The 23,534-nt window shown below is 71.6% G+C and carries 18 protein-coding genes; 8 read left to right on the top strand and 10 right to left on the bottom strand.

The annotated features are described in order from the left end of the window. Window positions 1-235: 235 nt before the first annotated feature. From AB0C66_RS23710 to AB0C66_RS23700, 3 genes are all read left to right on the top strand, one after another. Window positions 236-715, top strand: coding sequence for a hypothetical protein (locus tag AB0C66_RS23710; RefSeq protein ID WP_362441979.1), 480 nt, complete (start codon window positions 236-238; stop codon window positions 713-715). A gap of 210 nt (window positions 716-925) precedes the next feature. Next, window positions 926-4,780 (top strand): GH92 family glycosyl hydrolase, encoded by a 3,855-nt coding sequence (locus tag AB0C66_RS23705; RefSeq protein WP_362441977.1) that lies wholly within the window; start codon window positions 926-928, stop codon window positions 4,778-4,780. Between the two features lie 111 nt (window positions 4,781-4,891). Then, complete coding sequence (locus AB0C66_RS23700; RefSeq protein ID WP_362441974.1) at window positions 4,892-5,770, top strand: GNAT family N-acetyltransferase; 879 nt, start codon at window positions 4,892-4,894, stop codon at window positions 5,768-5,770. 81 nt (window positions 5,771-5,851) lie between these two features. Here AB0C66_RS23700 and acnA read toward each other — a convergent pair whose 3' ends face one another. Continuing rightward, window positions 5,852-8,581 (bottom strand): aconitate hydratase AcnA, encoded by a 2,730-nt coding sequence (gene acnA / locus AB0C66_RS23695; protein ID WP_362441971.1) that lies wholly within the window; start codon window positions 8,579-8,581, stop codon window positions 5,852-5,854. A gap of 528 nt (window positions 8,582-9,109) precedes the next feature. Between acnA and AB0C66_RS23690 the strand changes: the two genes are divergently transcribed. Further along, window positions 9,110-10,009 (top strand): LysR family transcriptional regulator, encoded by a 900-nt coding sequence (locus AB0C66_RS23690; RefSeq protein WP_362441968.1) that lies wholly within the window; start codon window positions 9,110-9,112, stop codon window positions 10,007-10,009. 245 nt (window positions 10,010-10,254) lie between these two features. Here AB0C66_RS23690 and AB0C66_RS23685 read toward each other — a convergent pair whose 3' ends face one another. Both AB0C66_RS23685 and AB0C66_RS23680 read right to left on the bottom strand, forming a co-directional pair. Further along, complete coding sequence (locus AB0C66_RS23685; RefSeq protein ID WP_362441965.1) at window positions 10,255-10,614, bottom strand: GntR family transcriptional regulator; 360 nt, start codon at window positions 10,612-10,614, stop codon at window positions 10,255-10,257. 1 nt (window position 10,615) lies between these two features. Further along, window positions 10,616-10,909, bottom strand: coding sequence for a hypothetical protein (locus AB0C66_RS23680; RefSeq protein ID WP_362441962.1), 294 nt, complete (start codon window positions 10,907-10,909; stop codon window positions 10,616-10,618). A 111-nt stretch (window positions 10,910-11,020) separates the two neighbouring features. Here AB0C66_RS23680 and AB0C66_RS23675 point away from each other — a divergent pair, with 111 nt between their 5' ends. After that, the gene (locus tag AB0C66_RS23675) at window positions 11,021-12,550 is read left to right on the top strand and encodes a UDP-N-acetylglucosamine 1-carboxyvinyltransferase (protein ID WP_362441959.1); all 1,530 of its coding nucleotides are present in this window, start codon (window positions 11,021-11,023) and stop codon (window positions 12,548-12,550) included. Window positions 12,551-12,623: 73 nt separating this feature from the next. Here the strand turns inward: AB0C66_RS23675 and AB0C66_RS23670 are convergent, their stop codons facing one another. Genes AB0C66_RS23670 through AB0C66_RS23655 form a run of 4 tightly spaced genes read right to left on the bottom strand, consistent with a single transcriptional unit; the run spans window position 12,624 to window position 15,893 of the window. After that, a complete protein-coding gene (locus AB0C66_RS23670) occupies window positions 12,624-13,739 on the bottom strand; it encodes a serine hydrolase domain-containing protein (RefSeq protein ID WP_362441956.1) in 1,116 nt (371 codons plus the stop codon). A gap of 35 nt (window positions 13,740-13,774) precedes the next feature. Continuing rightward, on the bottom strand, window positions 13,775-14,308 hold the full coding sequence (locus AB0C66_RS23665) for a helix-turn-helix domain-containing protein (RefSeq protein WP_362441953.1): 534 nt from the start codon (window positions 14,306-14,308) through the stop codon (window positions 13,775-13,777). A 50-nt stretch (window positions 14,309-14,358) separates the two neighbouring features. Then, entirely contained in the window at window positions 14,359-14,772 is a 414-nt protein-coding gene (locus AB0C66_RS23660; protein WP_362441950.1) for a RidA family protein, read from the bottom strand. Then, window positions 14,769-15,893 carry an acyl-CoA dehydrogenase family protein gene (locus AB0C66_RS23655; protein WP_362441947.1) on the bottom strand — a complete coding sequence of 375 codons (1,125 nt, stop codon included), beginning with the start codon at window positions 15,891-15,893 and terminating at the stop codon, window positions 14,769-14,771. The genes AB0C66_RS23660 and AB0C66_RS23655 overlap by 4 nt, the downstream gene beginning before the upstream one ends. 142 nt (window positions 15,894-16,035) lie before the next feature. Between AB0C66_RS23655 and AB0C66_RS23650 the strand changes: the two genes are divergently transcribed. Beyond that, window positions 16,036-17,667 (top strand): AMP-binding protein, encoded by a 1,632-nt coding sequence (locus AB0C66_RS23650; protein WP_362441944.1) that lies wholly within the window; start codon window positions 16,036-16,038, stop codon window positions 17,665-17,667. 4 nt (window positions 17,668-17,671) lie between these two features. Beyond that, on the top strand, window positions 17,672-18,517 hold the full coding sequence (locus AB0C66_RS23645; protein ID WP_362441941.1) for a PaaX family transcriptional regulator C-terminal domain-containing protein: 846 nt from the start codon (window positions 17,672-17,674) through the stop codon (window positions 18,515-18,517). Here the strand turns inward: AB0C66_RS23645 and AB0C66_RS23640 are convergent. Both AB0C66_RS23640 and AB0C66_RS23635 read right to left on the bottom strand, forming a co-directional pair. Further along, complete coding sequence (locus AB0C66_RS23640) at window positions 18,514-20,820, bottom strand: bifunctional salicylyl-CoA 5-hydroxylase/oxidoreductase (protein ID WP_362441938.1); 2,307 nt, start codon at window positions 20,818-20,820, stop codon at window positions 18,514-18,516. The genes AB0C66_RS23645 and AB0C66_RS23640 overlap by 4 nt on opposite strands. After that, window positions 20,817-21,644, bottom strand: coding sequence for an enoyl-CoA hydratase family protein (locus AB0C66_RS23635; RefSeq protein ID WP_362441935.1), 828 nt, complete (start codon window positions 21,642-21,644; stop codon window positions 20,817-20,819). The genes AB0C66_RS23640 and AB0C66_RS23635 overlap by 4 nt, the downstream gene beginning before the upstream one ends. A gap of 267 nt (window positions 21,645-21,911) precedes the next feature. Here AB0C66_RS23635 and AB0C66_RS23630 point away from each other — a divergent pair, with 267 nt between their 5' ends. Next, window positions 21,912-22,382: an ATP-binding protein gene (locus AB0C66_RS23630; protein WP_362441932.1), complete on the top strand. Its 471-nt coding sequence runs from the start codon at window positions 21,912-21,914 to the stop codon at window positions 22,380-22,382. Window positions 22,383-22,412: 30 nt separating this feature from the next. Here AB0C66_RS23630 and argF read toward each other — a convergent pair whose 3' ends face one another. Beyond that, complete coding sequence (argF, locus tag AB0C66_RS23625; RefSeq protein WP_362441929.1) at window positions 22,413-23,417, bottom strand: ornithine carbamoyltransferase; 1,005 nt, start codon at window positions 23,415-23,417, stop codon at window positions 22,413-22,415. Between the last annotated feature and the right edge of the window lie 117 nt (window positions 23,418-23,534).

The following is a 23,534-nucleotide window of genomic DNA, read 5'->3' as shown; positions in this document are numbered from 1 at the left end:
GGAATGCGGAGGCCCGCCGGGCCCGCGCGAAGTGGGCGGCAGTGCGGCCCTCCCCCTGGGGCGACAGGTATAGTCCACTTGGTATCAACTGGGCAAGATCGAATCTTCATTGGGTAACAGTCTTTCCCGAGTTGAGACCTGTCCGACATACCGTAGGGGGCTACAGCCCGTACGGCATGCCGCCGTGCGCATGATCACTCGAGAGGCGGTTCCCGTGCCCCGGAAGCAGCTCCCCTTGACCACCAGCGTTGTCGTGGCCGCGACACTCGCTCTGACCGCGGGGTGCGGCTCCGACGGTGGCGGCTCGCCGGCCGGAGACACCAAGGGCGGCGCGGCGATAGGCAAGGGCATGGCCCAGCTCCCCGTCGAGCCCACCGAAGAGCCCACCGAAGAGCCCACGACCCCACCACCCACCGGCGGATCCTCCCTGGTCACCTCGGACGCCAAGATGGGCACCTGCGGCTGGGGTTCGGACGGCAAGCCCTACGCCAACATCAAGATCAGTAACTCGAGCTCCACCACCGCCTACTACACCCTGCTGGTCGGCTTCGTCGATGACGCCGGCAAGGTGGTGACCACCGGCAGCAAGTCCGACGCCGCGGTGTCGGGCGACTCCGACAAGACCATCAAGGTCATCGCGCTCGAGGCGGACAGCGCCAAGAAGGCGAAGAAGTGCCGGCTCTCGCTGGGCACCAAGTCCGACTCGGCCGACTGACCGCGCTTCCGAATCACCCCGATGGCCGCGGGCCGTACCCCCCAACGGGCGTACGGTCCGCGGTGCGTGGGCCCGTCCGGCCGCTCCGCTTCCCGCCGGATCCGATCCCCGCCGCGTTCTTGACACCGCCCTCCCCCGGCCGTCCTACTTATCTCTGCGCAACGCACCTTGACACTTGACAACGTTGTCAGACGCATGGAGAGGCGAAGCATGCGACAGGGACGACCACCGCGACGGCGGAGAACCGGACGAACGGCCGCCCTGCTGGCCGCCGTTCTGCTGACGGTCACGGCGCAGGGTACGGCGGCCGCCATACCCCGCGCCCCGGACACCGCGGACCGTGCCGACCGGACGTTCGCCTCGTCCTTCGAACCGGACGATCCCCAGCCGGTCTGGCGCGATACGGTCGAGACCGGCCCCGACGGGAAGAAGAAGGCGTCCGGTGTCGACGGTGGCTACGTCTCCGGTATCCCCGGCAATGTCACCGACAAGGTCACCGAGGTCCGGGCCAGCGGGGAGAACGAGTCCTCCGGGGAGACCAAGGAGAACCTGGTCGACGGTGAGCTCACCAGCAAATGGCTGGTGTTCAAGAAGACCGCCTGGCTGGAATTCGATCTGAGCCAACCGGTCAAGGCCGTCCGCTACGCCCTCACCTCCGCCAATGACGCGCCCGGCCGGGACCCGAAGGACTGGACCCTCAAGGGTTCCGCCGACGGCTCCGACTGGACCACGCTGGACAGCCGCGAGGACGAGAGCTTCGGCTCCCGCCAGCAGACCCGCACCTTCGGCTTCGACAACGCCACCGGCTACCGGCACTTCAGGCTGGAGATCACCCGCAACGCCGGGGACGACCTCATCCAGCTCGCCGAGGTGCAGTTGGCGGACGGCGGCACCGCCCCGCCCGCCCCCTCCGCTATGCGCAGCCAGGTGGACCGCGGCCCCACCGGGTCCCCCACCGCCAAGGCCCGCGCGGGCTTCACCGGCACCCACGCCCTGCGCTACGCGGGCACCCATAAACCGGACGGCCGGGCGTACTCGTACAACAAGGTCTTCGACGTGAACACGGCCATCACCCGGAACACCGTGCTCTCCTACCGGATCTTCCCCTCGATGCCGGAGACCGATCTCAGCTATCCGGCCACCCATGTCTCGGTCGACCTCGCCTTCACCGACGGCAGCTACCTCAGCGAACTGGCCGGTGCGGTGGACCAGCACGGCGCCCGGATGAGCCCCGGGGGCCAGGCGGCCTCCAAGACCCTCTACGTCAACCAGTGGAACCACAAGCAGTCGCGGCTCGGCGCGGTCGCCGCGGGCCGGACGGTCGACCGGATCCTGGTGGCCTACGACTCCCCCAAGGGCCCGGCGCGGTTCCAGGGGTGGGTGGACGACATCTCGCTGGCCGCCCAAAAACCCGGGAAACCCCCGGCCCATCTGTCCGACTACGCCGTGACCACCCGCGGCACCAACTCCAGCGGCTCCTTCTCACGCGGCAACACCTTCCCCGCCACCGCCGTGCCGAACGGCTTCAACTTCTGGACGCCGGTGACCAGCGCGGGCTCCACCGACTGGCTCTACCAGTACGCCCGCGCCAACAACGCCGACAACCTGCCCACCATCCAGGCGTTCGGCACCAGCCATGAGCCCAGCCCCTGGATGGGCGACCGGCAGACCTTCCAGCTGATGCCGTCCACCGCCTCCGGAGTGCCCGACGCCTCCCGGACCGCCCGCGCGCTTCCCTTCCGCCATGAGCGCGAGACCGCCCGGCCGTACGCCTACGGGGTGACCTTCGAGAACGGGCTGAAGACGAGGATCGCGCCCACCGACCACGCGGCGATGATGCGCTTCAGCTACCCCGGCGACCAGGCGAGCGTCCTCTTCGACAATGTCACCGGGGACGGCGGGCTGACGCTCGACGCCGAGCACGGGGTGGTCAGCGGCTACTCCGACGTGAAGAGCGGACTGTCCACCGGCGCCACCCGGATGTTCGTCTACGGCGTCTTCGACGCACCCGTGACCGCGAGCGGCAGACTGCCCGGCGGCGGTGGCAAGGACGTCACCGGCTACTTCCGCTTCGCCCCCGGCAAGGACCGCACCGTCACCCTGCGGCTGGCCACCTCGCTCATCGGCGTCGACCAGGCGAAGACCAACCTGGAGCGGGAGATCCCGGCCTCGGCCTCCTTCGCCCGGGTCGAGCGGGACGCGCAGCGGGCGTGGGACCGGGTACTGGGGGTGATCGAGGTCGAGGGGGCCGACCCCGACCAGCTGACCACCCTCTACTCCAGCCTCTACCGGCTGTATCTGTATCCCAACTCCGCCCATGAGAACACCGGGACCGTCCGGAAGCCGCGGTACCGGTACGCCAGCCCGTTCTCCGAGCCCACCGGTGAGAACACCCCGACCCGGACCGGCGCCAAGATCGTCGACGGCAAGGTCTATGTCAACAACGGCTTCTGGGACACCTACCGCACCACCTGGCCCGCCTACTCCCTGCTCACCCCACGCCGGGCGGCGGAGCTCGCCGACGGCTTCGTCCAGCAGTACAAGGACGGCGGCTGGATATCCCGCTGGTCCTCCCCCGGCTACGCCGACCTGATGACCGGCACCAGCTCGGACGTGGCCTTCGCGGACGCCTACCTCAAGGGCGTCGGCCTCGACGGGGAGGCCGCGTACGAGGCGGCGGTGAAGAACGCGACCACCGTCCCGCCCTCCCCCGGCGTCGGCCGCAAGGGCCTGGCCACCTCGGTCTTCCTCGGCTACACCAGCACCGAGACCCATGAGGGGCTGTCCTGGGCGCTGGAGGGCTATGTCAACGACTTCGGCCTCGCGAAGATGGGCAAGGCGCTCTACGCCAAGACCAAGAAGCCGCGCTACAAGGAGGAGTCGGAGTACTTCCTGAACCGCGCCCGGAGCTATGTCCACCTCTTCGATTCCGGGGCCGGGTTCTTCCAGGGCCGGGACGCCGACGGGAAGTGGCGGCTGCCCTCCGCGAAGTACGACCCCCGGGTGTGGGGCTACGACTACACCGAGACCAACGGCTGGGGCTACGCCTTCACCGCGCCCCAGGACAGCCGGGGCCTGGCCAATCTCTACGGCGGCCGGTCCGGGCTCGCGAAGAAGCTGGACACCTACTTCACCACCCCGGAGACCGCCTCACCCGACTTCGCCGGGTCCTACGGCGGTGTCATCCACGAGATGACCGAGGCGCGGGACGTCCGCATGGGCATGTACGGCCACAGCAACCAGGTCGCCCACCACGCCGCCTATATGTACGACGCGGCGGGACAGCCCTGGAAGACCCAGCGGACCGTGCGCGAGGTGCTCTCCCGGCTCTACACCGGCAGCGAGATCGGGCAGGGCTACCACGGCGACGAGGACAACGGTGAGCAGTCCGCCTGGTACGTCTTCAGCGCGCTGGGCTTCTATCCGCTGGTGATGGGCGGCTCGGAGTACGCGGTCGGCTCCCCGCTGTTCACCAAGGCCACGGTCCATCTGGACAACGGCCGCGATCTGGTGGTCAGGGCGCCCCGCAACAGCGCGGCGAATGTCTACGTCCAGGGTCTGAGGGTGAACGGCAAGCCCTGGCACTCCACCGCGCTCCCGCACCGGCTCCTCGCCCGGGGCGGCACGCTGGAGTTCACCATGGGTCCGGAGCCTTCGCGCTGGGGCACGGGGAAGAACGCGGCTCCCTCCTCCATCACCCGGGACGACAAGGTGCCCGCACCGCGCGGCGATCTGACGGTGCCCAGCGGTGGCACGGCGCTGCTGGACAACACCTCCGGCACCGACGCGTCCTTCACCTCGGTGGAGCTTCCGGTCAAGGACCGGGGCCGGGCCACGCAGTACACCCTGACCTCGTCGGACCGGGCCGAGGCGCCGTCCGGCTGGGTGCTCCAGGGCTCGGCCGACGGCGCGCACTGGAAGGATCTCGACCGGCGCTCGGACCAGTCCTTCGCCTGGGACCGGCAGACCCGGGCCTTCTCGATACGCGCGCCCGGCTCGTACGGCCACTACCGCCTGGTGGCCGACGGCAAGGCCACCCTCGCGGAGGTCGAACTGCTCGGCTGAACGCGCCGGAGCCGGGGCCCGCGAGGACGTGGGCCCCGGCTCCGGCGGACACGGGGCTTCCGCCGCCCGTCATCGTGGCCGTTCCGGCCGCCGATTGGGCAGGATGGAGAGATGATCCTCCGCCAGTTGCACGACACCGACGAGGACGCCGAGGCGGTGTGGGAGGTGGTCTCGGCCGCGTTCGGCGACGCGGCCGCACTCGGCCCGGAGGGCTGGCCACCGGAGTACATCGCCGAGGTGCACGACCGGAACCGGCATCTCGCCCGCAGCGATCCGGGCGGCTGCTGGCTCGCCGTGGACGACGACGGGGTGCCCCTGGGGGCCGCGCTGTCCACCCGCCGCGAGGGCACCTGGGGGCTGTCGATGTTCGCCGTGCTGCCGACGGCCCAGCGGCAGGGCGTCGGCCGGGAGTTGCTCGCCGCGGCACTGCTGTACGGACGGGGGTGCCTGCGCGGGATCATCTGCGGCTCCGAGGATCCGCGCGCGGTGGCCACCTACCGGCGGGCGGGGTTCGCGCTGCATCCGGCGATGCGGCTGCGCGGCACCGTCGGGCCGGAGACCAAGGCGCGGCTGACCCCGCCCGACGGCGCGGTGCACGAGGGGGTGGCCCGCCACCGGGATCTGCTGGACTCGGTGGACCGCCGGATCCGGGGCGGCGCCCATGGTGTCGACCATGAACTGCTCCTGTTCCAGCGGCGGTTGCTGGTGGTGGACGACCTGGCGGGCAGTGGCTACTGCTACGTGGGCGAGGACGGCAAGGTCGAGATGGTGGCGGCGACCTCGCGGCGGCTGGCGAAGCGGCTGCTGACGGCGGCGCTGCTGTGTCTGCCGGAGGGTGCCGACGCCCGCGTCCCGGCGCTGACCGCCGAGCAGCAGTGGGCGGTGGACGTGGGTCTGGAGGCCGGTCTGGAGCTGTCCACCGGCGGCTATGTCTGTCTGCGCGGGATGCCGCCCCCGGCGCCGTACATCCCCTCGGGGACCTTCCTGTGACCCGGTAGGGGCCGGTACGCGGACGGGCCGCACCCCGCGTGGGGGTGCGGCCCGTCCCGACCGCCGCTGGAAGCCGCGTGGTTACTTGCGGATCAGCGAGCGCAGCACGTACTGCATGATGCCGCCGTTGCGGTAGTAGTCCGCCTCGCCGGGGGTGTCGATGCGCACCTTGGCGTCGAACTCCACACCATCGGCCTTGACCTTGACGGTCTCCGGGATGCCACCGTCGTTGAGCGCGGTGACGCCGGTGATCTCGAAGGTCTCCTCGCCGGTCAGGCCCAGCGAGAGCGCCGAGGCGCCCTCGGGGAACTGGAGCGGCAGAACACCCATGCCGATGAGGTTCGAGCGGTGGATGCGCTCGTAGGACTCGGCGATGACGGCCTTGACGCCGAGCAGCGCGGTGCCCTTGGCCGCCCAGTCGCGGGAGGAGCCGGAGCCGTACTCCTTGCCCGCCAGGATGACCAGCGGGATACCGGCGGCCTGGTAGTTCTGCGAGGCGTCGTAGATGAAGGAGACCGGCGCGCCTCCCTCTTCGCCCTCCCGCGTGAAGTCGCGGGTGAAGCCGCCCTCGGTGCCGGGCGCGATCTGGTTCCGCAGCCGGATGTTGGCGAAGGTGCCGCGGATCATGACCTCGTGGTTGCCCCGGCGGGAACCGTAGGAGTTGAAGTCACGCCGCTCGACGCCGTGCTCGGTGAGGTACGTGCCGGCCGGGGTGTCGGCCTTGATCGCACCGGCCGGGGAGATGTGGTCGGTGGTGACCGAGTCGCCCAGCTTGGCCAGCACCCGGGCGCCGCGTACGTCCTCGACCGGGGCCGGGTCCATGGTCAGGCCCTCGAAGTACGGGGGCTTGCGGACGTAGGTGGACTGCGGGTCCCATTCGAAGGTGTTGCCGGTCGGCACCGGCAGCGCCTGCCACTGGGCGTCACCGGCGAAGACGTCGGCGTAGCTGGTATTGAACATCTCCTGGCCGATCGCGGAGGCGACGACCTCCTCGACCTCCTTCTCGGAGGGCCAGATGTCCGCCAGGTGGACCGGGTTGCCGTCCTGGTCGACACCGATGGCGTCCTTGGTGATGTCCACCTTCATGGAGCCCGCGATGGCGTACGCGACGACCAGCGGCGGGGACGCCAGGTAGTTCATCTTGACGTCCGGGTTGATCCGGCCCTCGAAGTTCCGGTTGCCGGAGAGCACCGAGGTGACGGCGAGGTCGGCGTCGTTGACGGCCTTGGAGACCTCCTCCGGCAGCGGGCCGGAGTTGCCGATGCAGGTGGTGCAGCCGTAGCCGACGAGGTTGAAGCCCAGCTTGTCGAGGTACGGGGTGAGCCCGGCGCGGTCGTAGTAGTCCATGACGACCTTGGACCCGGGGGCCAGGGTGGTCTTGACCCACGGCTTGCGGGTCAGGCCCTTCTCCACCGCCTTCTTGGCCACCAGCGCGGCGGCGACCATGACGTACGGGTTGGAGGTGTTGGTGCACGAGGTGATCGCGGCGACGGTGACGGCGCCGTGGTCGATCTCGTACTGGCTGCCGTCGGGGGCGATCACCGGGGTCGGCTTGGTCGGCACGCCGTTGGTGACGGCCGGGGCGTCGGAGGCCGGGAAGGACTCGACGCCCGCCTCGTCCAGGTCGGCGGCGGAGGCGTAGGCGCGGACGTCCTGGGCGAACTTCTCGGCGGCCTCGGCCAGCACGATGCGGTCCTGCGGGCGCTTGGGGCCGGCGATCGACGGGACGACCGTCGACAGGTCGAGCTCCAGCTTCTCGGAGAAGTCCGGCTCGGCGGCCGGGTCCAGCCACAGACCCTGCTCCTTGGCGTACGCCTCGACGAGCGCGAGCTGCTGGGCGCTGCGGCCGGTGAGCTTCAGGTAGTTGATCGTCTCGCCGTCGATCGGGAACATCGCGGCGGTGGAGCCGAACTCCGGCGACATGTTGCCGATGGTGGCGCGGTTGGCGAGCGGGACGGCGGAGACGCCCTCGCCGTAGAACTCCACGAACTTGCCGACCACACCGTGCTTGCGCAGCATCTCGGTGATGGTGAGCACCAGGTCGGTGGCGGTGGTGCCGGTCGGCAGCTGGCCGGTGAGCTTGAAGCCGACGACGCGCGGGATGAGCATCGAGACCGGCTGGCCCAGCATCGCGGCCTCGGCCTCGATACCGCCGACGCCCCAGCCCAGCACCCCGAGGCCGTTGACCATGGTGGTGTGGGAGTCGGTGCCGACGAGGGTGTCCGGGTACGCCTGGCCGCCGCGGACCATGACGGTGCGGGCCAGATGCTCGATGTTCACCTGGTGGACGATGCCGGTGCCGGGCGGGACGACCTTGAACTCGTCGAAGGCGGTCTGGCCCCAGCGCAGGAACTGGTAGCGCTCCTTGTTGCGCCCGTACTCCAGCTCCACGTTCTGGCTGAAGGCCTCCGGGGTGCCGAAGCGGTCGGCGATGACGGAGTGGTCGATGACCAGCTCGGCCGGGGCCAGCGGGTTGATCTTCGCCGGGTCGCCGCCGAGCTCCTTGACGGCCTCACGCATGGTGGCCAGGTCCACGACACAGGGCACACCGGTGAAGTCCTGCATGATCACGCGGGCAGGCGTGAACTGGATCTCCCGGCTGGGCTGGGCCTGGGAGTCCCAGCCGCCCAGCGCGCGGATGTGGTCGGCGGTGATGTTCGCGCCGTCCTCGGTGCGGAGCAGGTTCTCCAGCAGCACCTTCAGGCTGTACGGCAGGCGGGCGGAACCCTCCACCTTGTCCAGCCTGAAGATCTCGTACGACTCGTCGCCCACCTGCAAGGTGCTGCGGGCGTCGAAGCTGTTCGCCGACACGACAGTCTCCTTCATGCATGAATTCGCGCGTACCACCGCAATGCTGCCGTTGCCTGCCCGCACTCATCCGCTAAGGTAGGGCTTAGTTAGGTAACCCTTACCCGGCACGGCGGAAGGCGGTGCACCTCCAGCAGATATCTCGATGTCGAGATAACTCTAGTACATCGCCCCCGCGCGGTCAGCTCTGGCCTTCCGCCGGGGGGTGTCATGCGGTGTCATCCGGTGTGGCGCGTTCACCGGAACGGGTGGTCGCCGGATGGATCCGCCGCAGGTCGCGGCGGCGTACGCATGTGTCGGAGCAGCCCCGGAGCGACGCCTGTGACGTCGGCGACGTCCGATGGCGTCCGGTGCCGGTCGGAACTGGCCGGACCGGGACCACCCTGGTCGCCGTGGTGAGCGGACGGTTCCGCTTGTGACGTCCGGTGACGCGTGGTGACGCGCGGGTGCCGGACCGGGCCGCCCGAACTCGCGCCGGACGGCTTCGAGTTCCGCACCCGGCCGCCCGTGGCCGCCGCGATACTGCTCCCCATGGATCCGCACCTGCTCCGTACGTTCGTCTCCGTGGCCCGCTGCGGGTCCTTCTCCGAGGCCGCCCACGAACTGGGGTCCACCCCGTCGGCGGTGTCCCGGCACATCGCGACGCTGGAGGCGGATCTGCGCGCCCCGCTGCTGACCCGGCAGCCGGTGACGCTCACCACGGCGGGGGCCCGGCTGCTGGAGCACGCCGGTCCGCTGCTGCTGCGGCTGGACGCGGCCCGCGCCGAGGTCGAGCGGCTGGGCGGGTCCGGGGCGACCCGGCTGACGCTCGGCACCTCACCGCTGGCCCTCGCCCCGCGGATTGCGGCGGCGCTGGAGCGACTGCGCGAGATCCACCCCGGTGTGCGGACCACCGTGCGGATCCTGGGCCGCCAGGAGGTCCCGGCCGCGGTGGCGCGCGGGGTGCTGGACCTGGGCCTGGTGGACGGCCCGGCCGCCCCGTCCGATCCGCTGCCGCCACCCGCCGCCGGAGGGCTCACCGCGGTCGCGGTCGCCGAGAGCCCCCTCGTCGTACCGCTGCCGCTCGGCCATCCGCTGGCCCGACGGCTCGGACTCCGGCTGGCCGACCTCGCCGACAGCCGCTGGCTGGACGCCCCGGACACCGCGATGCCGCTGGTCCGGCTGCGCGCCCTGGGCCGCACCGGCGGCTTCCGCGCCGGGCCGACGTACCAGGGCACCGACGTGCGGGGCCTGTTGACGCTGGTCGCCGCGGGCCACGGCCTGGCCCTGGTCCCGCACACCGCCGCCGAGGGCGTACCCGGCATCGTCACGGTCCCCCTGATCGCCCCCCGTCTGACCCACCGGACCGAACTCCTCCACGGCCCAGCCGTGGACGGCCCGGCCCGCTCCCTGGCCGCCCTGGTAACGGGAGACGGCAAGCGGTACGCATGACCACCCGCCGCCCGCCGCCACGCGGGCCGGGCGACGGCATCCGCGGCACGCGGGCGCGCGGCGGTATCCGCCGGGGCACGGCGGCCGCGCCAGGCACTGCGCGGGACCGGCGCGCGGCGGCGTACATGCGCGGGCACGCGGCGGCAGCGCACCGGCAGCCACCCGCCGTGGAACGGCACATGGCCACGCCGGAACGACGGACGCACCACGCGAACGACCGGCCGCGCGAGGGCGGCGCACGGGGGTCAGCTGTTCGTGAGGCGGGCGCTGACCAGGGAGAGGACTTCGGCGTCGGAGAGGCCCAGCGCACGCGCCTCGGTCACCAGGGCCTGGATGCCCGCCAGGAGCCGGGCCCGGCCGGGTGACTGGTCCGCGGTGACCACCGCGCCACGCCCGCGGCGCAGTTCGATCAGGCGCTCTTCGCGGAGCCGCCGATAGCCGCGCAGGACCGTATGCATATTGACGCCGAGGGAGTTGGCGAGCGCGCGGGCGGCGGGCAGCCGCTCGCCGGGGCGTACGGCGCCGTCGGCGATGGCGCCGCGCACCGAGGCGGCGATCTGGTCGCCGAGCGGGACGGAGGATCCGGGGTCGACGCGGAAGAGCATGTCAGCCCCGCCCGCCCGGAGCGACGGCGACCCGCGCCCGCTGCGCCCCGAGCGGTGTGCGGGAGCGGAAGGCGAGCCCTCCGGCGACCGCTCCGGGGACGAGGAGGAGGGCGGACACCACTGAGAGGAAGGCACCCGGACCGGTGAATCCGTCGGCGTGCCCGGAGGCGCCGAAGGGGGTGGCGAGCGGAGAGGGCAGCCGGTCGGCCGGCACGGCGAACATGCCCGGCACACCGCCCCAGGCCAGCAGAAACGGCGCGACGACGACAATCGCGCGGCCCGCGGAACGGCTCATGGCGACCCTCCTTGTTCGCATATTAGTAGAACAACTTTCGGCTGGACAGACAATGGCTCACCCACCTCGCCAGTCGCATGCGCATCTCATATCTGAGATAGCCTCGAAGGTATGACTGACGACTATCTCTCACGTATCGGCAAGCTCATCCGTGACGCCCGACAGCACCGAGGCTGGACCCAGTCACAGCTTGCCGAGGCGCTCGGCACCAGCCAGAGCGCGGTCAACCGTATCGAGCGGGGGAATCAGAACATCAGTCTTGAGATGATCGCCAGGATCGGGGAGGCCCTGGACAGCGAGATCGTCTCTCTGGGCTACGCCGGTCCGATGCATCTGCGAGTGGTGGGCGGTCGCCAACTCTCCGGCGCCATCGACGTCAAGACGAGCAAGAACGCCTGTGTGGCGCTGTTGTGCGCCTCGCTCCTCAACTCCGGCCGTACGACGCTGCGCAGGGTCGCCCGGATCGAGGAGGTCTACCGCATCCTCGAAGTGCTCGGCAGCATCGGCGTCCGCACCCGCTGGATCAACGACGGGGCCGACTTGGAGATTGTGCCGCCCGCCGAGCTCGACCTCGCCACCATGGACACCGAGGCCGCCCGCCGGACACGCAGCGTCATCATGTTCCTCGGCCCGCTGCTGCACCGGCTGGACCGCTTCCGGATCCCCTACGCGGGCGGCTGCGACCTCGGCACCCGCACCGTGCAGCCCCATATGACCGCACTGCGCCCGTTCGGCCTCGAAGTGACCGCCACCGACGGGATGTACCACGCACAGGTCGACCGTTCGGTCTCCCCCGGCCGCGCCATCGTGCTGACCGAACGCGGCGACACCGTCACCGAGAACGCGCTGCTGGCCGCCGCCCGGCACAACGGCGTCACCGTGATCCGCAACGCCTCCTCCAACTACATGGTCCAGGACCTGTGCTTCTTCCTGGAGGAGTTGGGGGTCAAGGTCGAGGGCGTGGGCACCACCACCCTCACCGTGCACGGGGTCAGCGATATCGACCGGGACGTGGACTACGCCCCCTCCGAGGACCCGGTGGAGGCGATGAGCCTGCTGGCCGCCGCCGTGGTGACGGAGTCCGAGCTCACCATCCGCCGGGTGCCGGTGGAGTTCCTGGAGATCGAGCTGGCCATCCTGGAGGAGATGGGCCTGGACCACGAGCGCTCCGCCGAGTACCCGGCGGACAACGGCCGCACCCGGCTGGTCGATCTGACGGTCCGCCCGTCCAAACTCCAGGCCCCCATCGACAAGATCCACCCGATGCCGTTCCCGGGCGTCAACATCGACAACGTGCCCTTCTTCGCCGCCATCGCGGCCGCCGCCCAGGGCTCGACGCTGATCCACGACTGGGTCTACGACAACCGCGCCATCTATCTGACAGAGCTCAACCGGCTGGGCGCCCACGTCAAACTGCTCGACCCGCACCGGGTCCTGGTCGAGGGCCCCACCCGCTGGCGCGCCGCCGAGATGATGTGCCCGCCCGCACTGCGCCCCGCGGTGGTGGTACTGCTGGCGATGATGGCCGCGCCCGGCACCTCGGTGCTGCGCAACGTCTATGTCATCAACCGCGGTTACGAGGACCTCGCGGAGCGGCTGAACTCCATCGGCGCCCAGATCGAGACCTTCCGCGATATCTGACCGGAGCCCGGAGGTGTCCCCCGGCTGGCCGCCCGCCCCCGTGTGCGGGCGGCCGGCCGGGGGTGTTCGGGGGTCAGGCCGCGTCGAGTTCGCGCAGCAGCTTCGTGGTGAGGGCGTCGACCGGGCGGGCCGCCTCCTCGGTCTCCTCACTGGCGGTGTTCACCATCATCACCACCGCCGTACCGCTGGCCCGGCTGAACGCCGCACAGCTGCTGAAGCCGCCGGTGCCGCCGTTGTGCCAGGTCATGGTGCGGCCGCCGGGCAGGGGGGAGAGATGCCAGCCGAGGCCCAGGCGGAGGCCCTCGCCGGCGGTGAAGCGCGGGCGCTGGGTCAGCTCGATGGCGTCGCCGAACGGTGAGCGCTCCGGGTGGAGTTGGGCGCCGAGGTAGCGCAGCATGTCGTCGGCGGTGCTGTACATGGAGGTGCCCGCGCCGCTGAGCACCGGGTCGCGCCAGTCCGGTACGGGCTTCCCCTCGAGGTGGCCGACGGCCTTGCGGGCCGCCATATCGGCCGTCAGGGTCGTCCTGGTGTCCCGCAGCCGCAGCGGTCCGGTCACCCGGCGCCGCAGCATCGCGTCCACGTCGTCGAAGGCCAGCGCCTGGCCGAGCAGTCCGAAGCCGAGGTTGGAGTAGGCGTAGGTCTTCCCCGGTACGGTCGCGAGCTCGGTCTTGGCCAGCCCGTGGGCCAAGTCGTCGAGGGTGTAGTGGGCGTAGGGGTCGTAGGGATCGGCGCCGGTGAAGAGGTTCGGCGGCAGCGAGGGCAGACCGGAGCTGTGGGTGGCCAGATCGGCCAGGGTGATCCGGCGGCCGCCCTTGTGGGGGACGGGGAACCGGGCGGGCAGGGTCAGCGGCGTGTCGAGGCGGGTGGTGCCCGCGTGGACGGCGCGGGCGAGCGCGGTGGCGGTGAGCGTCTTGCCGATCGAGCCGAGCTGGAACACCGTCCTGCCGTCCGGCTCCACCGCGTGTCCGCCCCGGGCCCGGAGCCTGCCCGCGCCCGCGACATAGCCGCGGCCGTGCTGGATGATCCCGCACACCGCGCCCGGGGCGCCCGAGTCCAGTGCCTCGTCCAGGGCGCGCCGCACCCGCGCGGCCGGTCCGGCGGCCGCCTTGGCGGTGCCGGGCAGCGGGGCCGCGCCCGCGACCGACGCGCCCGCGATCGACGCACCGGTGGCGGTGGCGGTCGCGGTCATCAGAAAGGTCCTTCGATTCATCAGGTACTCCCCCGTCATTCCGTTTCCTGGTGGCTTCCTGACGGCACCACGGCCGACACCAGCACCAGCAGCGGCACCACCCGGCCCGCGGGCACGTGGTAGTGACCACGGCCCTCGGCCTGGAGCCAGCCGGTGGCCGTGAGCTGCTTCAGGTGGTGGTAGAGCTGACCCGTGGTGTTCAGCCCGGCCACCTCCTGGAGCTCGGCCGCGGACCGGGTGCCCCGCAGCACCGCGCGCAGCAGGGTGAGCCGCACCGGATGTCCCAGCGCGGCGTACGACGCGGCGTGCTCGGCCCAGTCGGCGGCGAGCAGTCCGTCCGTGAGGGCGCCCTGCTGCCACTCGTAGCGCTCACCGGTGGGCAGCTCGAGCGAACCCGTGAACAGCACCTCGCCACGGCCGGTGAGCCGACGGCGCAGCCCTTCGAGCGCCCAGAACGTGTCCTCCCAGGACGTGGACCGCGTGTCCCGGGGGGCGTCCGGCGCGGACTCGAGCCGCGCCACCCGCTCCTCGAGCGCGTCGATCCGCCGCTGTAGCGAGTCGGAAGCCATGACCCGGAGATTACGTTATTACGGAATAACAAAGCAAGCCGGAGCCGGGGCTAGGGCAGGACGGCGATTCCGTCCAGCTCCACCAGCGCCTCCTCGTCCCAGAGGCGGACGATGCCGACGACCGCCATCGCCGGATAGTCACGGCCCGCCATCTCCCGCCAGATCCGGCCGAGTTCGGGGGCATGGGCGCGGTAGTCCGCGACATCGGTGGCGTACACGGTCAGCCGGGCGAGGTCGGCGGGGGCGCCGCCCGCCGCCGCCAGCGCGGTGAGCAGATTGGTCAGCCCCTGCCGGAACTGGGCGGGCAGGGCGTCACCGACGATCTTCCCGGCACCGTCCAGCGCGGTCTGCCCGGCCAGGAACACCAGCCGTCCGCCCAGCGCCGTGACGGCGTGGCTGAAGCCGGTGGGCGGGGCCAATTCGGCGGGGTTGAGGCGCGATACGGCCCCGGTCGGTTCCGTCACCGGTACAACTCCTTCGCGATGATGGTGCGCTGGACCTCGGTGGCGCCCTCGTAGATACGTGGGGCGCGGACCTCCCGGTAGAGGTGTTCGAGCAGATGGCCGCGTTGCAGGGCACACGCGCCATGGATCTGCACGGCGGTGTCCACGACGAACTGGGCGGTCTCGGTCGCCAGCAGCTTGGCCATGGCCGCGCGGCGGGCGATATCGGGCGCCTCGTCGTCGTAGGCGCTCGCCGCCGCGTAGACCAGCAGCCGGGCGGCCTCGGTACGGGTGGCCATCTCGGCGAGCTGGTGGGCGACGGACTGGAGGTCCTTCAGCGGCCCGCCGAAGGCGGTGCGGCGCTCGGCGTGCGCCACCGCCGCGTCCAGCGCCGCCTGGGCCATGCCGACCGCGAACGCGCCCACGCTCGGCCGCATCAGGTTGAGGGTGCGCATGGCGACGCCGAAGCCCGCGTCGGGTTCGCCGAGCACATCCTCCGTCGTGACCGGGACACCGTCGAAGACCAGACGGCCGATGGGGTGCGGGCTGAGCATCTCCAGCGGCTCACCGCCGAGTCCTGGGCGGTCGGCGGGCACCAGGAAGGCGGTGACCCCGCGGGCGCCCGCGTCCTCGGTGGTGCGGGCGAACACCACGGTGAAGTCGGCTTCGGGGGCGTTGGAGATCCAGCACTTCTCCCCGGTCAGCCGCCAGCCGCCGGGGCCGTCCCGCTCGGCCCGTAGCGTCAGCGCCGCGGCGTCGGAACCGGCCTGCGGCTCGCTCAGCGCGAAGGCGGCCACCACCTGCCCCTCCCGCACCCCGGGCATCCAGCGGGCGTGCTGCTTCTCGGTCCCGGACAGCACGATCGGATAGGCGCCGAGCCCCTGGAGGGCGAGCGCGGTCTCGGCCTCCGTGCACTCCATGGCGAGCGATTCGCGCAGCAGGCACAGATCGAGCGCCCGGACCGGCGCTCCGGCCGGGAACAGCCGCCGCAGCAGCCCGTATTCACCGAGCGCGGCGGTCAGCGGACGGTTCAGGCGGCCGGGCGTCCCGCCCTCCGCGAGGGGACGCAGCCGGTCGCGGGCCAGTGTGCGCAGCCGTGCGCACCAGTGGCGCCGCTCCGGGTCCAGTGCGAAAGACGACACGATGCACCCTCCCTCACCACAACTCTTATCGCGGCATATTGACTGTCGTCACCATCACGTTACGCTGACTCAGCGACTTCAGGCAGCCATGCGGCAGACAATCCGGTCAGGCGGATCCCGGCAGGCAGAGGGGGCCTCCACGATGGAGCTCAGACCGTCGGGTCACACCGACACCTTCGCCCGCGACCATCTCCCGCCCCCGGACCAGTGGCCCGAGCTGCTGCTCGATCCGCCCGGGCCGCGCACCCCCGACCGGCTCAACTGCGGGACGGAGCTGCTGGACCGGACCCTGGAGCGGTACGGCCCCGACCGGCCCGCCCTGCGCGGCGGCCGCGGCGAGGTATGGACCTACGGCGAACTGCGCGGCCATGTCGACCGCGTCGCTCACACCCTCACCACCACCCTCGGTGTGGTCCCCGGAAACCGGGTGCTGCTGCGCGGCCCCACCACCCCCTGGCTGGCCGCCTGCTGGCTGGCGGTGATGAAGGCGGGCGCGGTCGCGGTGACCGTACTGGCCGCCCAGCGCTCCCGCGAGCTGGCGACCATCTGTGAGATAGCCCGGATACGGCACGCCCTGTGCGATGTCCGCTGCGCCGAGGAGCTGGAGCGGGCCGGCGTCCCCGACCTGCGCACCACCCGCTTCGGCGGTGACGGCCCCGACGATCTGATCCAGCTGGCCGCCGGGGCACCCGCGGGGTACGAGGCGGTGGCCACCTCCGCCGACGATGTCGCGCTGATCGCCTTCACCTCCGGAACGACCGGACGCCCCAAGGGCTGTATGCACTTCCACCGCGATGTGCTGGCCATCGCGGACACCTTCTCGGCCCAGGTGCTGCGGCCCACCCCCGACGATGTCTTCGCGGGCAGCCCACCGCTGGGGTTCACCTTCGGCCTCGGCGGTCTTGTCGTCTTCCCGCTGCGCGCCGGGGCGTCGGCACTGCTCGCCGACTGGGGCGGGCCCGAGCGGCTGCTGACCGACATAGGGCGCCACCGGGTCTCGGTGCTGTTCACCGCGCCCACCGCCTACCGCGCGATGCTGGGCAAGATCGACGGCACCCCGGACGCGTTCGACATCTCCTCGCTGCGCCGCTGTGTCTCCGCCGGGGAGAACCTGCCCGCGGCCACCTGGGACGACTGGCACCGGACCACCGGTCTGCGGATCATCAACGGCATCGGCGCCACCGAACTGCTGCATATCTTCATCTCCGCCGCCGACGACGCGATCCGCCCCGGCACCACCGGCGTTCCGGTGCCGGGTTTCGAGGCGCGGGTGGTGGACAGCGCGCTGCGCCCGGTGCCGGACGGTGAACCGGGGCTGCTCGCGGTGCGCGGACCGACCGGCTGCCGCTATCTGGCGGACGACCGGCAGCGGGAGTACGTCCGCGACGGCTGGAACCTCACCGGGGACACCTATGTCCGGGAACCGGATGGCTACTTCCGCTATGTGGCCCGCGCCGACGACATGATCATCTCTGCCGGGTACAACATCGCGGGCCCGGAGGTCGAGGACGCCCTGCTGCGCCACCCCGATGTGGTGGAGGCCGCGGTCACCGGGCGGCCGGACGCCACCCGGGGCATGGTGGTCGTCGCCCATGTCGTACTGCGGCCGGGGGTGCCCGGCACCGAGGAGACCGTCACCGCGCTGAAGGAGTTCACCACCGCGGAGCTCACGCCGTACAAGTGCCCGCGCGTCTTCGTCTTCCTGACCGCCCTCCCGCGCACGGCCACCGGCAAGCTCCAGCGCTACCGGCTGCGCGAGGGCGCTCTACAGTAAGCGCGTGACCGGCCAGCACACCCCGCGCTCCCTGATCGTCAGCTACTACGGCGCCTACGGGCGCGGCAGCGCCGACCGCCCCGCCGGGCCGGTGCCGATCGCCGCGCTGATCCGGCTGATGGGCGCGGTGGGCGTGGATCCGCCGTCGGTGCGCTCGGCGGTCTCCCGGCTCAAGCGGCGCGGCCTTCTGGTCGCCGACCGCACGGCCGCCGGGGCCGCCGGATACTCGCTTTCCGCCGATGCCCGGCAGCTGCTGCACGACGGCGACCGGCGCATCTACGGCGGCCCCGAGGCGGACACCACCGAGGGCGACTGGTTGCTCGCCGTCTTCTCGGTGCCCGAACAGGAGCGCCACAAGCGGCATCTGCTGCGTTCCCGGCTCTCCCGGCTGGGCTTCGGCGCCGCCGCGCCGGGCGTCTGGATCGCCCCGGACCGGCTCTACGACGAGACCCGGCATACCCTCCAGCGGCTCGGCCTCTCGCCGTACGTGGACCTCTTCCGCGGTGCCCACGCCGGTTTCACCCCCACTTCGGAGGCGGTGCGCCGCTGGTGGGATCTGGATGAACTGGCCGCCCTGCACCGCGCGTTCCTCACCGACCATGAACCGGTGCTGCACCGCTGGAGCGAGCGCGGCCCGTCGCCCGAGGACGCCGAGTCGGCCTACCACGACCATCTGCTGGCCCTGGACTCCTGGCGGCTGCTGCCCTACGCCGACCCCGGACTGCCCGCCGCGCTGCTGCCCGAGGACTGGCCCGGGGTGCGCGCCGCCGAGGTCTTCGCGCGCCTGGACGAGCTGCTGCGGGACACCGGCGCCCGGTACGCGCGGGCGGCGCTGACCGGTACGGCCTAGGCGGGGCCCGCCACCGGATGCTCCAGCGCCAGCCGGGGCTTGGGCCCGTCCGTCCGCCCGGTCGGCGGCTTCCGGCTGCCCGCCCGGTACGGCAGCGGCCAGGGCGCCCCGGGCCCGGTGTACTCCTGCTCGGCCGCCGCGTGCAGAGTCCAGTGGGGGTCGTAGAGATGGGGGCGGGCCAGGGCGCACAGATCGGCGCGGCCCGCCAGGATCAGGGAGTTGACGTCGTCCCAGGAGGAGATGGCGCCGACGGCGATGACGGGGACACCGAGCTCGTTGCGGATACGGTCGGCGAACGGGGTCTGGTAGGAGCGGCCGAAGTCGGGGCGCTCATGGGCGACGACCTGGCCGGTGGAGACATCGACGGCGTCGGCGCCATGGGCGGCGAAGGCCGCCGCGATGGTCACCGCGTCCTCGGCGGTGGTGCCGCCGTCGGCCCAGTCCGTGGCGGATATCCGCACCGTCATGGGGGATTCGCGGGGCCATACGGCGCGGACGGCGTCGAAGACCTCCAGCGGATAGCGCAGCCGGGCCCGGAGGGAGCCGCCGTAGCCGTCGGTACGCCGGTTGGTCAGCGGGGAGAGGAAGCCGGAGAGCAGATAGCCATGGGCGCAGTGGAGTTCGAGAAGGTCGAATCCGGCGCGGGCGGCCCGTTCGGCGGCGTGTACGAACTGATCGCGGACGGCGGCGAGTCCCGCGGTGTCCAGGGCCGTCGGTATCTGGCTGATCCCGGGGCGGTACGGCAGCGGTGAGGCGGCCACCAGCGGCCAGTTGCCGTCCGGCAGCGGATCGTCGATACCGTCCCACATCAGCCGGGTGGAGCCCTTGCGGCCGCTGTGGCCGAGCTGGACGCCGACGGCAACGCCCGGGGACTGCGTATGCGCGAAGTCCACCACCCGGCGCCAGGCCGTCTCATGAGCGTCCTCGTAGAGCCCGGCGCAGCCGGGGGTGATCCGGCCCTCGGGGCTCACGCACACCATCTCGGTCATGACCAGCCCCGCGCCGCCCAGGGCGCGCCCGCCGAGGTGGACGAGGTGGAAGTCGCCGGGCGTGCCGTCCTGCGCGGAGTACATGTCCATCGGGGACACCACCACGCGGTTGCGCAGGGTGAGTCCGCGCAGCCGGAAGGGGGTGAACATGGGAGGTGTGCCCTCGGGCACCTCCGCCTCCCGCTCGACCGCGGAGACGAAACCGGTGTCGCGCAGCCGCAGATTGTCATGGGTGACCCGGCGGCTGCGGGTGAGCAGGTTGAACGCGAACTGCCGTGGCGGCTGGTCGAGATAGAGCGCCAGATTCTCGAACCACTCCAGACTGGCGTGGGCCGCCCGCTGGGTGGACTCCACGACGGGGCGCCGCTCGGCCTCGTACGCGGCGAGCGCGTCGGGCAGCGCGGGGTGCTCCTGGAGGCAGGCGGCGAGCGCGAGGGCGTCCTCGACGGCCAGTTTGGTGCCCGAGCCGATGGAGAAGTGCGCGGTGTGGGCGGCGTCGCCGAGCAGCACCGTATTGCCGTACGACCAGCGCTCGTTGACCACGGTGCGGAACGCGGTCCACTGCGAGCCGTTGCCGCGCAGCGGGCGTCCGCCGAGGGCGTCGGCGAAGAGCTTGGCGCAGAAGTCCGTGGACTCCTGCTCGGTGCGGTGGTCCAGCCCGGCCCGGCGCCACACCTCCTCCCGGGCCTCGACGATGACGGTGCTGGAATCGGGCGAGTAGGGATAGCCGTGGAGTTGCAGGACGCCGTGCTCGGTCTCGGCGGTCTCGAACCGGAAGGCGTCGAGGGCGAAGTCGGCGGCGAGCCAGATATAGCGGCAGCGGTGGGTGGTGAGCCGCGGGCCGAAGGCGTCGGCGTGGGCCTGACGGGTGGCGCTGTGCACCCCGTCCGCGGCGATCACCAGGTCGTGGGTACGGGCGAGGGACGCGGCGGACGGCGCCGCGGTCCGGAAGTGGAGCCGTACGCCGAGGTCGCGGCAGCGCTGGTGGAGGATCTCCAGCAGCCTTCGTCTGCCGAGGGCGGCGAAGCCGTGGCCGCCGGAGGTGAGCATCCGGCCGCGGTGGACGATGTCGATGTCGTCCCAGCGGACGAACTCCCGGCGCAGCGCGGTGTGGACGGTCGGATCGGCGTGCTCGATCCCGCCGAGGGTCTCGTCGGAGAGGACCACGCCGAAGCCGAAGGTCCGGTCCGGCGCGTTGCGCTCCCAGACGGTGATCTCGCGGCGGGGGTCCAGCCGGGCCAGCAGCACCGCCGCGTACAGACCGGCGGGCCCGCCGCCGACGATGGCGATCCGGGCCGGCCGTCCGGCCGTCACCGGCCCTGCCACCGGGGCTCGCGGCGGGCGGTGAACGCGGAATGGAACTCGGCGTAGTCCGCGCCGTTCATCAGCAGCGCCTGGGTCGCCGCGTCCATCTCGATCGACGCGGCGAGCGGCATGTCCAGCTCGGCGGTGAGCAGCGCCTTGGTCTGGGCGAGGGCGAGCGAGGGCCCGTCGGCGAGCCGCCGGGCCAGCGCCTCGGCACGCGACTGCGCCTCCCCCTCGTCCGTCATCACGCTGATCAGCCCGATGCGCTCGGCCTCGGCGGCGCGCACCGGTTCGCCGAGCATCAGCAGCCGGGTGGCGTGGCCGAGCCCGACGACGCGCGGCAGCAGATACGCGGCGCCCATGTCGCCACCGGAGAGTCCGACCTTGGTGAAGAGGAAGGAGAAGCGCGCGGTGGGGTCGGCGACCCGGAAGTCGGCGGCGAGCGCGAGGACGGCCCCGGCCCCCGCCGCGGCCCCGTGCACCGCGGCGACCACGGGGAAGGGGCACTCCCGCAGGGCGCGCACCACCTGTCCGGTCATCCGGTTGAAGTCCAGGATCTGCCGGGTGTCCATGGCGAGGGTGGCGCCGATGATGTCGTCGACATCGCCGCCGGAGCAGAAGCCGCGGCCCTCGCCGCCGAGCACCAGGGCCCGTACGGAGCCCTCGCGCGCCAGCTCGGTGAGGAGGTCGCGGAGATCGGCGTACGCGCCGAAGGTGAGCGCGTTGAGTTTCTCGGGGCGGGCGAGCGTGACGTTCGCCACGCCGTCATCGAGCGTGAGGCGCAGATGGCGCCACTTCTCGGTGCGGGACGCGGAGCCGGTGAACGGACTCATGGACCCTGGCCTCCTTCGGCCTGACAGCTGCTGCCTGCCAGTTGAAGCTATCACCGCATCATGACTGTCGTCACGAGTACGCGATAAGCCAACACCGGGCGGACGAGATCCGTCAGGTCATAAGTCCCGGCAAGAGTGGTCCACGGTCCCTTCCGGCACTATCGTCCGCTTCATACCGTCAAGGGCTGCGGTAGTTCTCCCCCCGGACCCACCCGGGGGGACTGCCGTACCCGGCCGAAAGGCTCCGCTGACGACTGGACCAGGACGTTGCCCGAACCCCTCCGTGCCGCCACGTGGCGGTTCGCACTGCCGCACACGACGGCCGCCGTACCGCTGGCCCGTGCGCTGATCCGTAACACCCTGGCGGACATCGGTGCCCCGGTGGACGGGGACACGGCGGAGCTGCTGACGGCCGAGCTGGTCGCCAACGCCGTACAGCACACCGACGGCGACGAGCCGATAGAGCTGGTGGTGGAGCTGGTACCGACCGGCGGCTGGCAGGTCGAGGTGCACGACCAGGACCCGACCCCGCCCGGCGGGTTCGACGGCCCGGGCCGCCCCGAGGGCCCCAGGAGACCCGGCGGCGCCGAGCTCTCCGACCACCCCGACGGCTCACCGAGCCTGGCCGAGCGCGGCCGCGGACTGCTGCTGATCCGCACCCTGAGCGCGGACGCGGGCTACCGGCCGACCGACTTCGGCAAGGCCGTCTGGTTCACCCTCCCGCCCCGGAGCCACTGACCGCCCCGCCGACCGTCCGGGCCGGGGGTGTCAGGGCGTGCCGAGCGTGGCGACCAGCACCGCCTTGATGGTGTGCATCCGGTTCTCCGCCTCGTCGAAGACGACGGAGTGCTCGGACTCGAAGACCTCCTCGGTGACCTCCAGCGAGGTCAGCCCGTGCCGCTCGTGGATCTCCCGGCCCACATCGGTGCCCAGGTCGTGGAAGGCCGGGAGACAGTGCAGGAACTTCACCGCGTCATTGCCGGTCGCGCGCAGCACGTCCATCGTCACCGCGTACGGGCCCAGCAGCGCTATCCGCTCGTCCCACACCTCCTTGGGCTCCCCCATCGACACCCACACATCGGTGGCGACGAAGTCCGCCCCGCGCACACCCTCCTCGACGTCCTCGGTGAGCTCGACCCGGGCCCCGGAGGCGGCGGCCAGCTGACGGGCCAGCTCCACGATGGTGTTGTCCGGCCAGAGCAGCCGGGGCGCCACGATCCGTACGTCCATGCCCAGCAGGGCGCCCGTGACGAGGTAGGAGTTGCCCATGTTGTAGCGGGCGTCGCCGAGGTAGGCGAAGGCGATCCCGCCGAGCGGCTTGGCGCTGTGCTCGGTCATGGTGAGCACATCGGCGAGCATCTGGGTGGGGTGCCACTCGTCGGTGAGGCCGTTGTAGACCGGCACCCCGGCGTGGGCGGCCAGCTCCTCGACGACACCCTGCCCGTGACCGCGGTACTCGATGGCGTCGAACATCCGGCCCAGCACCCGCGCCGTGTCCTTGACCGACTCCTTGTGCCCGATCTGTGAGCCGACCGGATCCAGATAGGTCGTCGTGGCGCCCTGGTCGGCCGCCGCGACCTCGAAGGCGCAGCGGGTGCGGGTCGAGGTCTTCTCGAAGACCAGGGCGATGTTCTTGCCCTGGAGCCGCCGCACCTCCGCGCCCGCGCGCTTGGCCGCCTTCAGCTCGGCGGCCAGGCCGACCAGCCGGCGGAACTCGTCGGCGGTGAAGTCCAGCTCCTTGAGAAAATGGCGCCCGGTGAGGTCAATCGCCATGGGGTGGGCTCCTCGGTCACGGTGGAACACGGCTGCGGCGGCGGTGCCACTGCCAGGAACCATGGAAGCATATACGAAGGACTGCATATATACGGAAGGGGGTCCTTCGTCGATCCG

It is taken from the genome of Streptomyces sp. NPDC048636, from assembly GCF_040650655.1.
GTDB lineage: Bacteria > Actinomycetota > Actinomycetes > Streptomycetales > Streptomycetaceae > Streptomyces.
The sequence above is the reverse complement of the archived record's forward strand: the minus strand, read 5'-3'. Positions and strand labels throughout refer to the sequence as shown.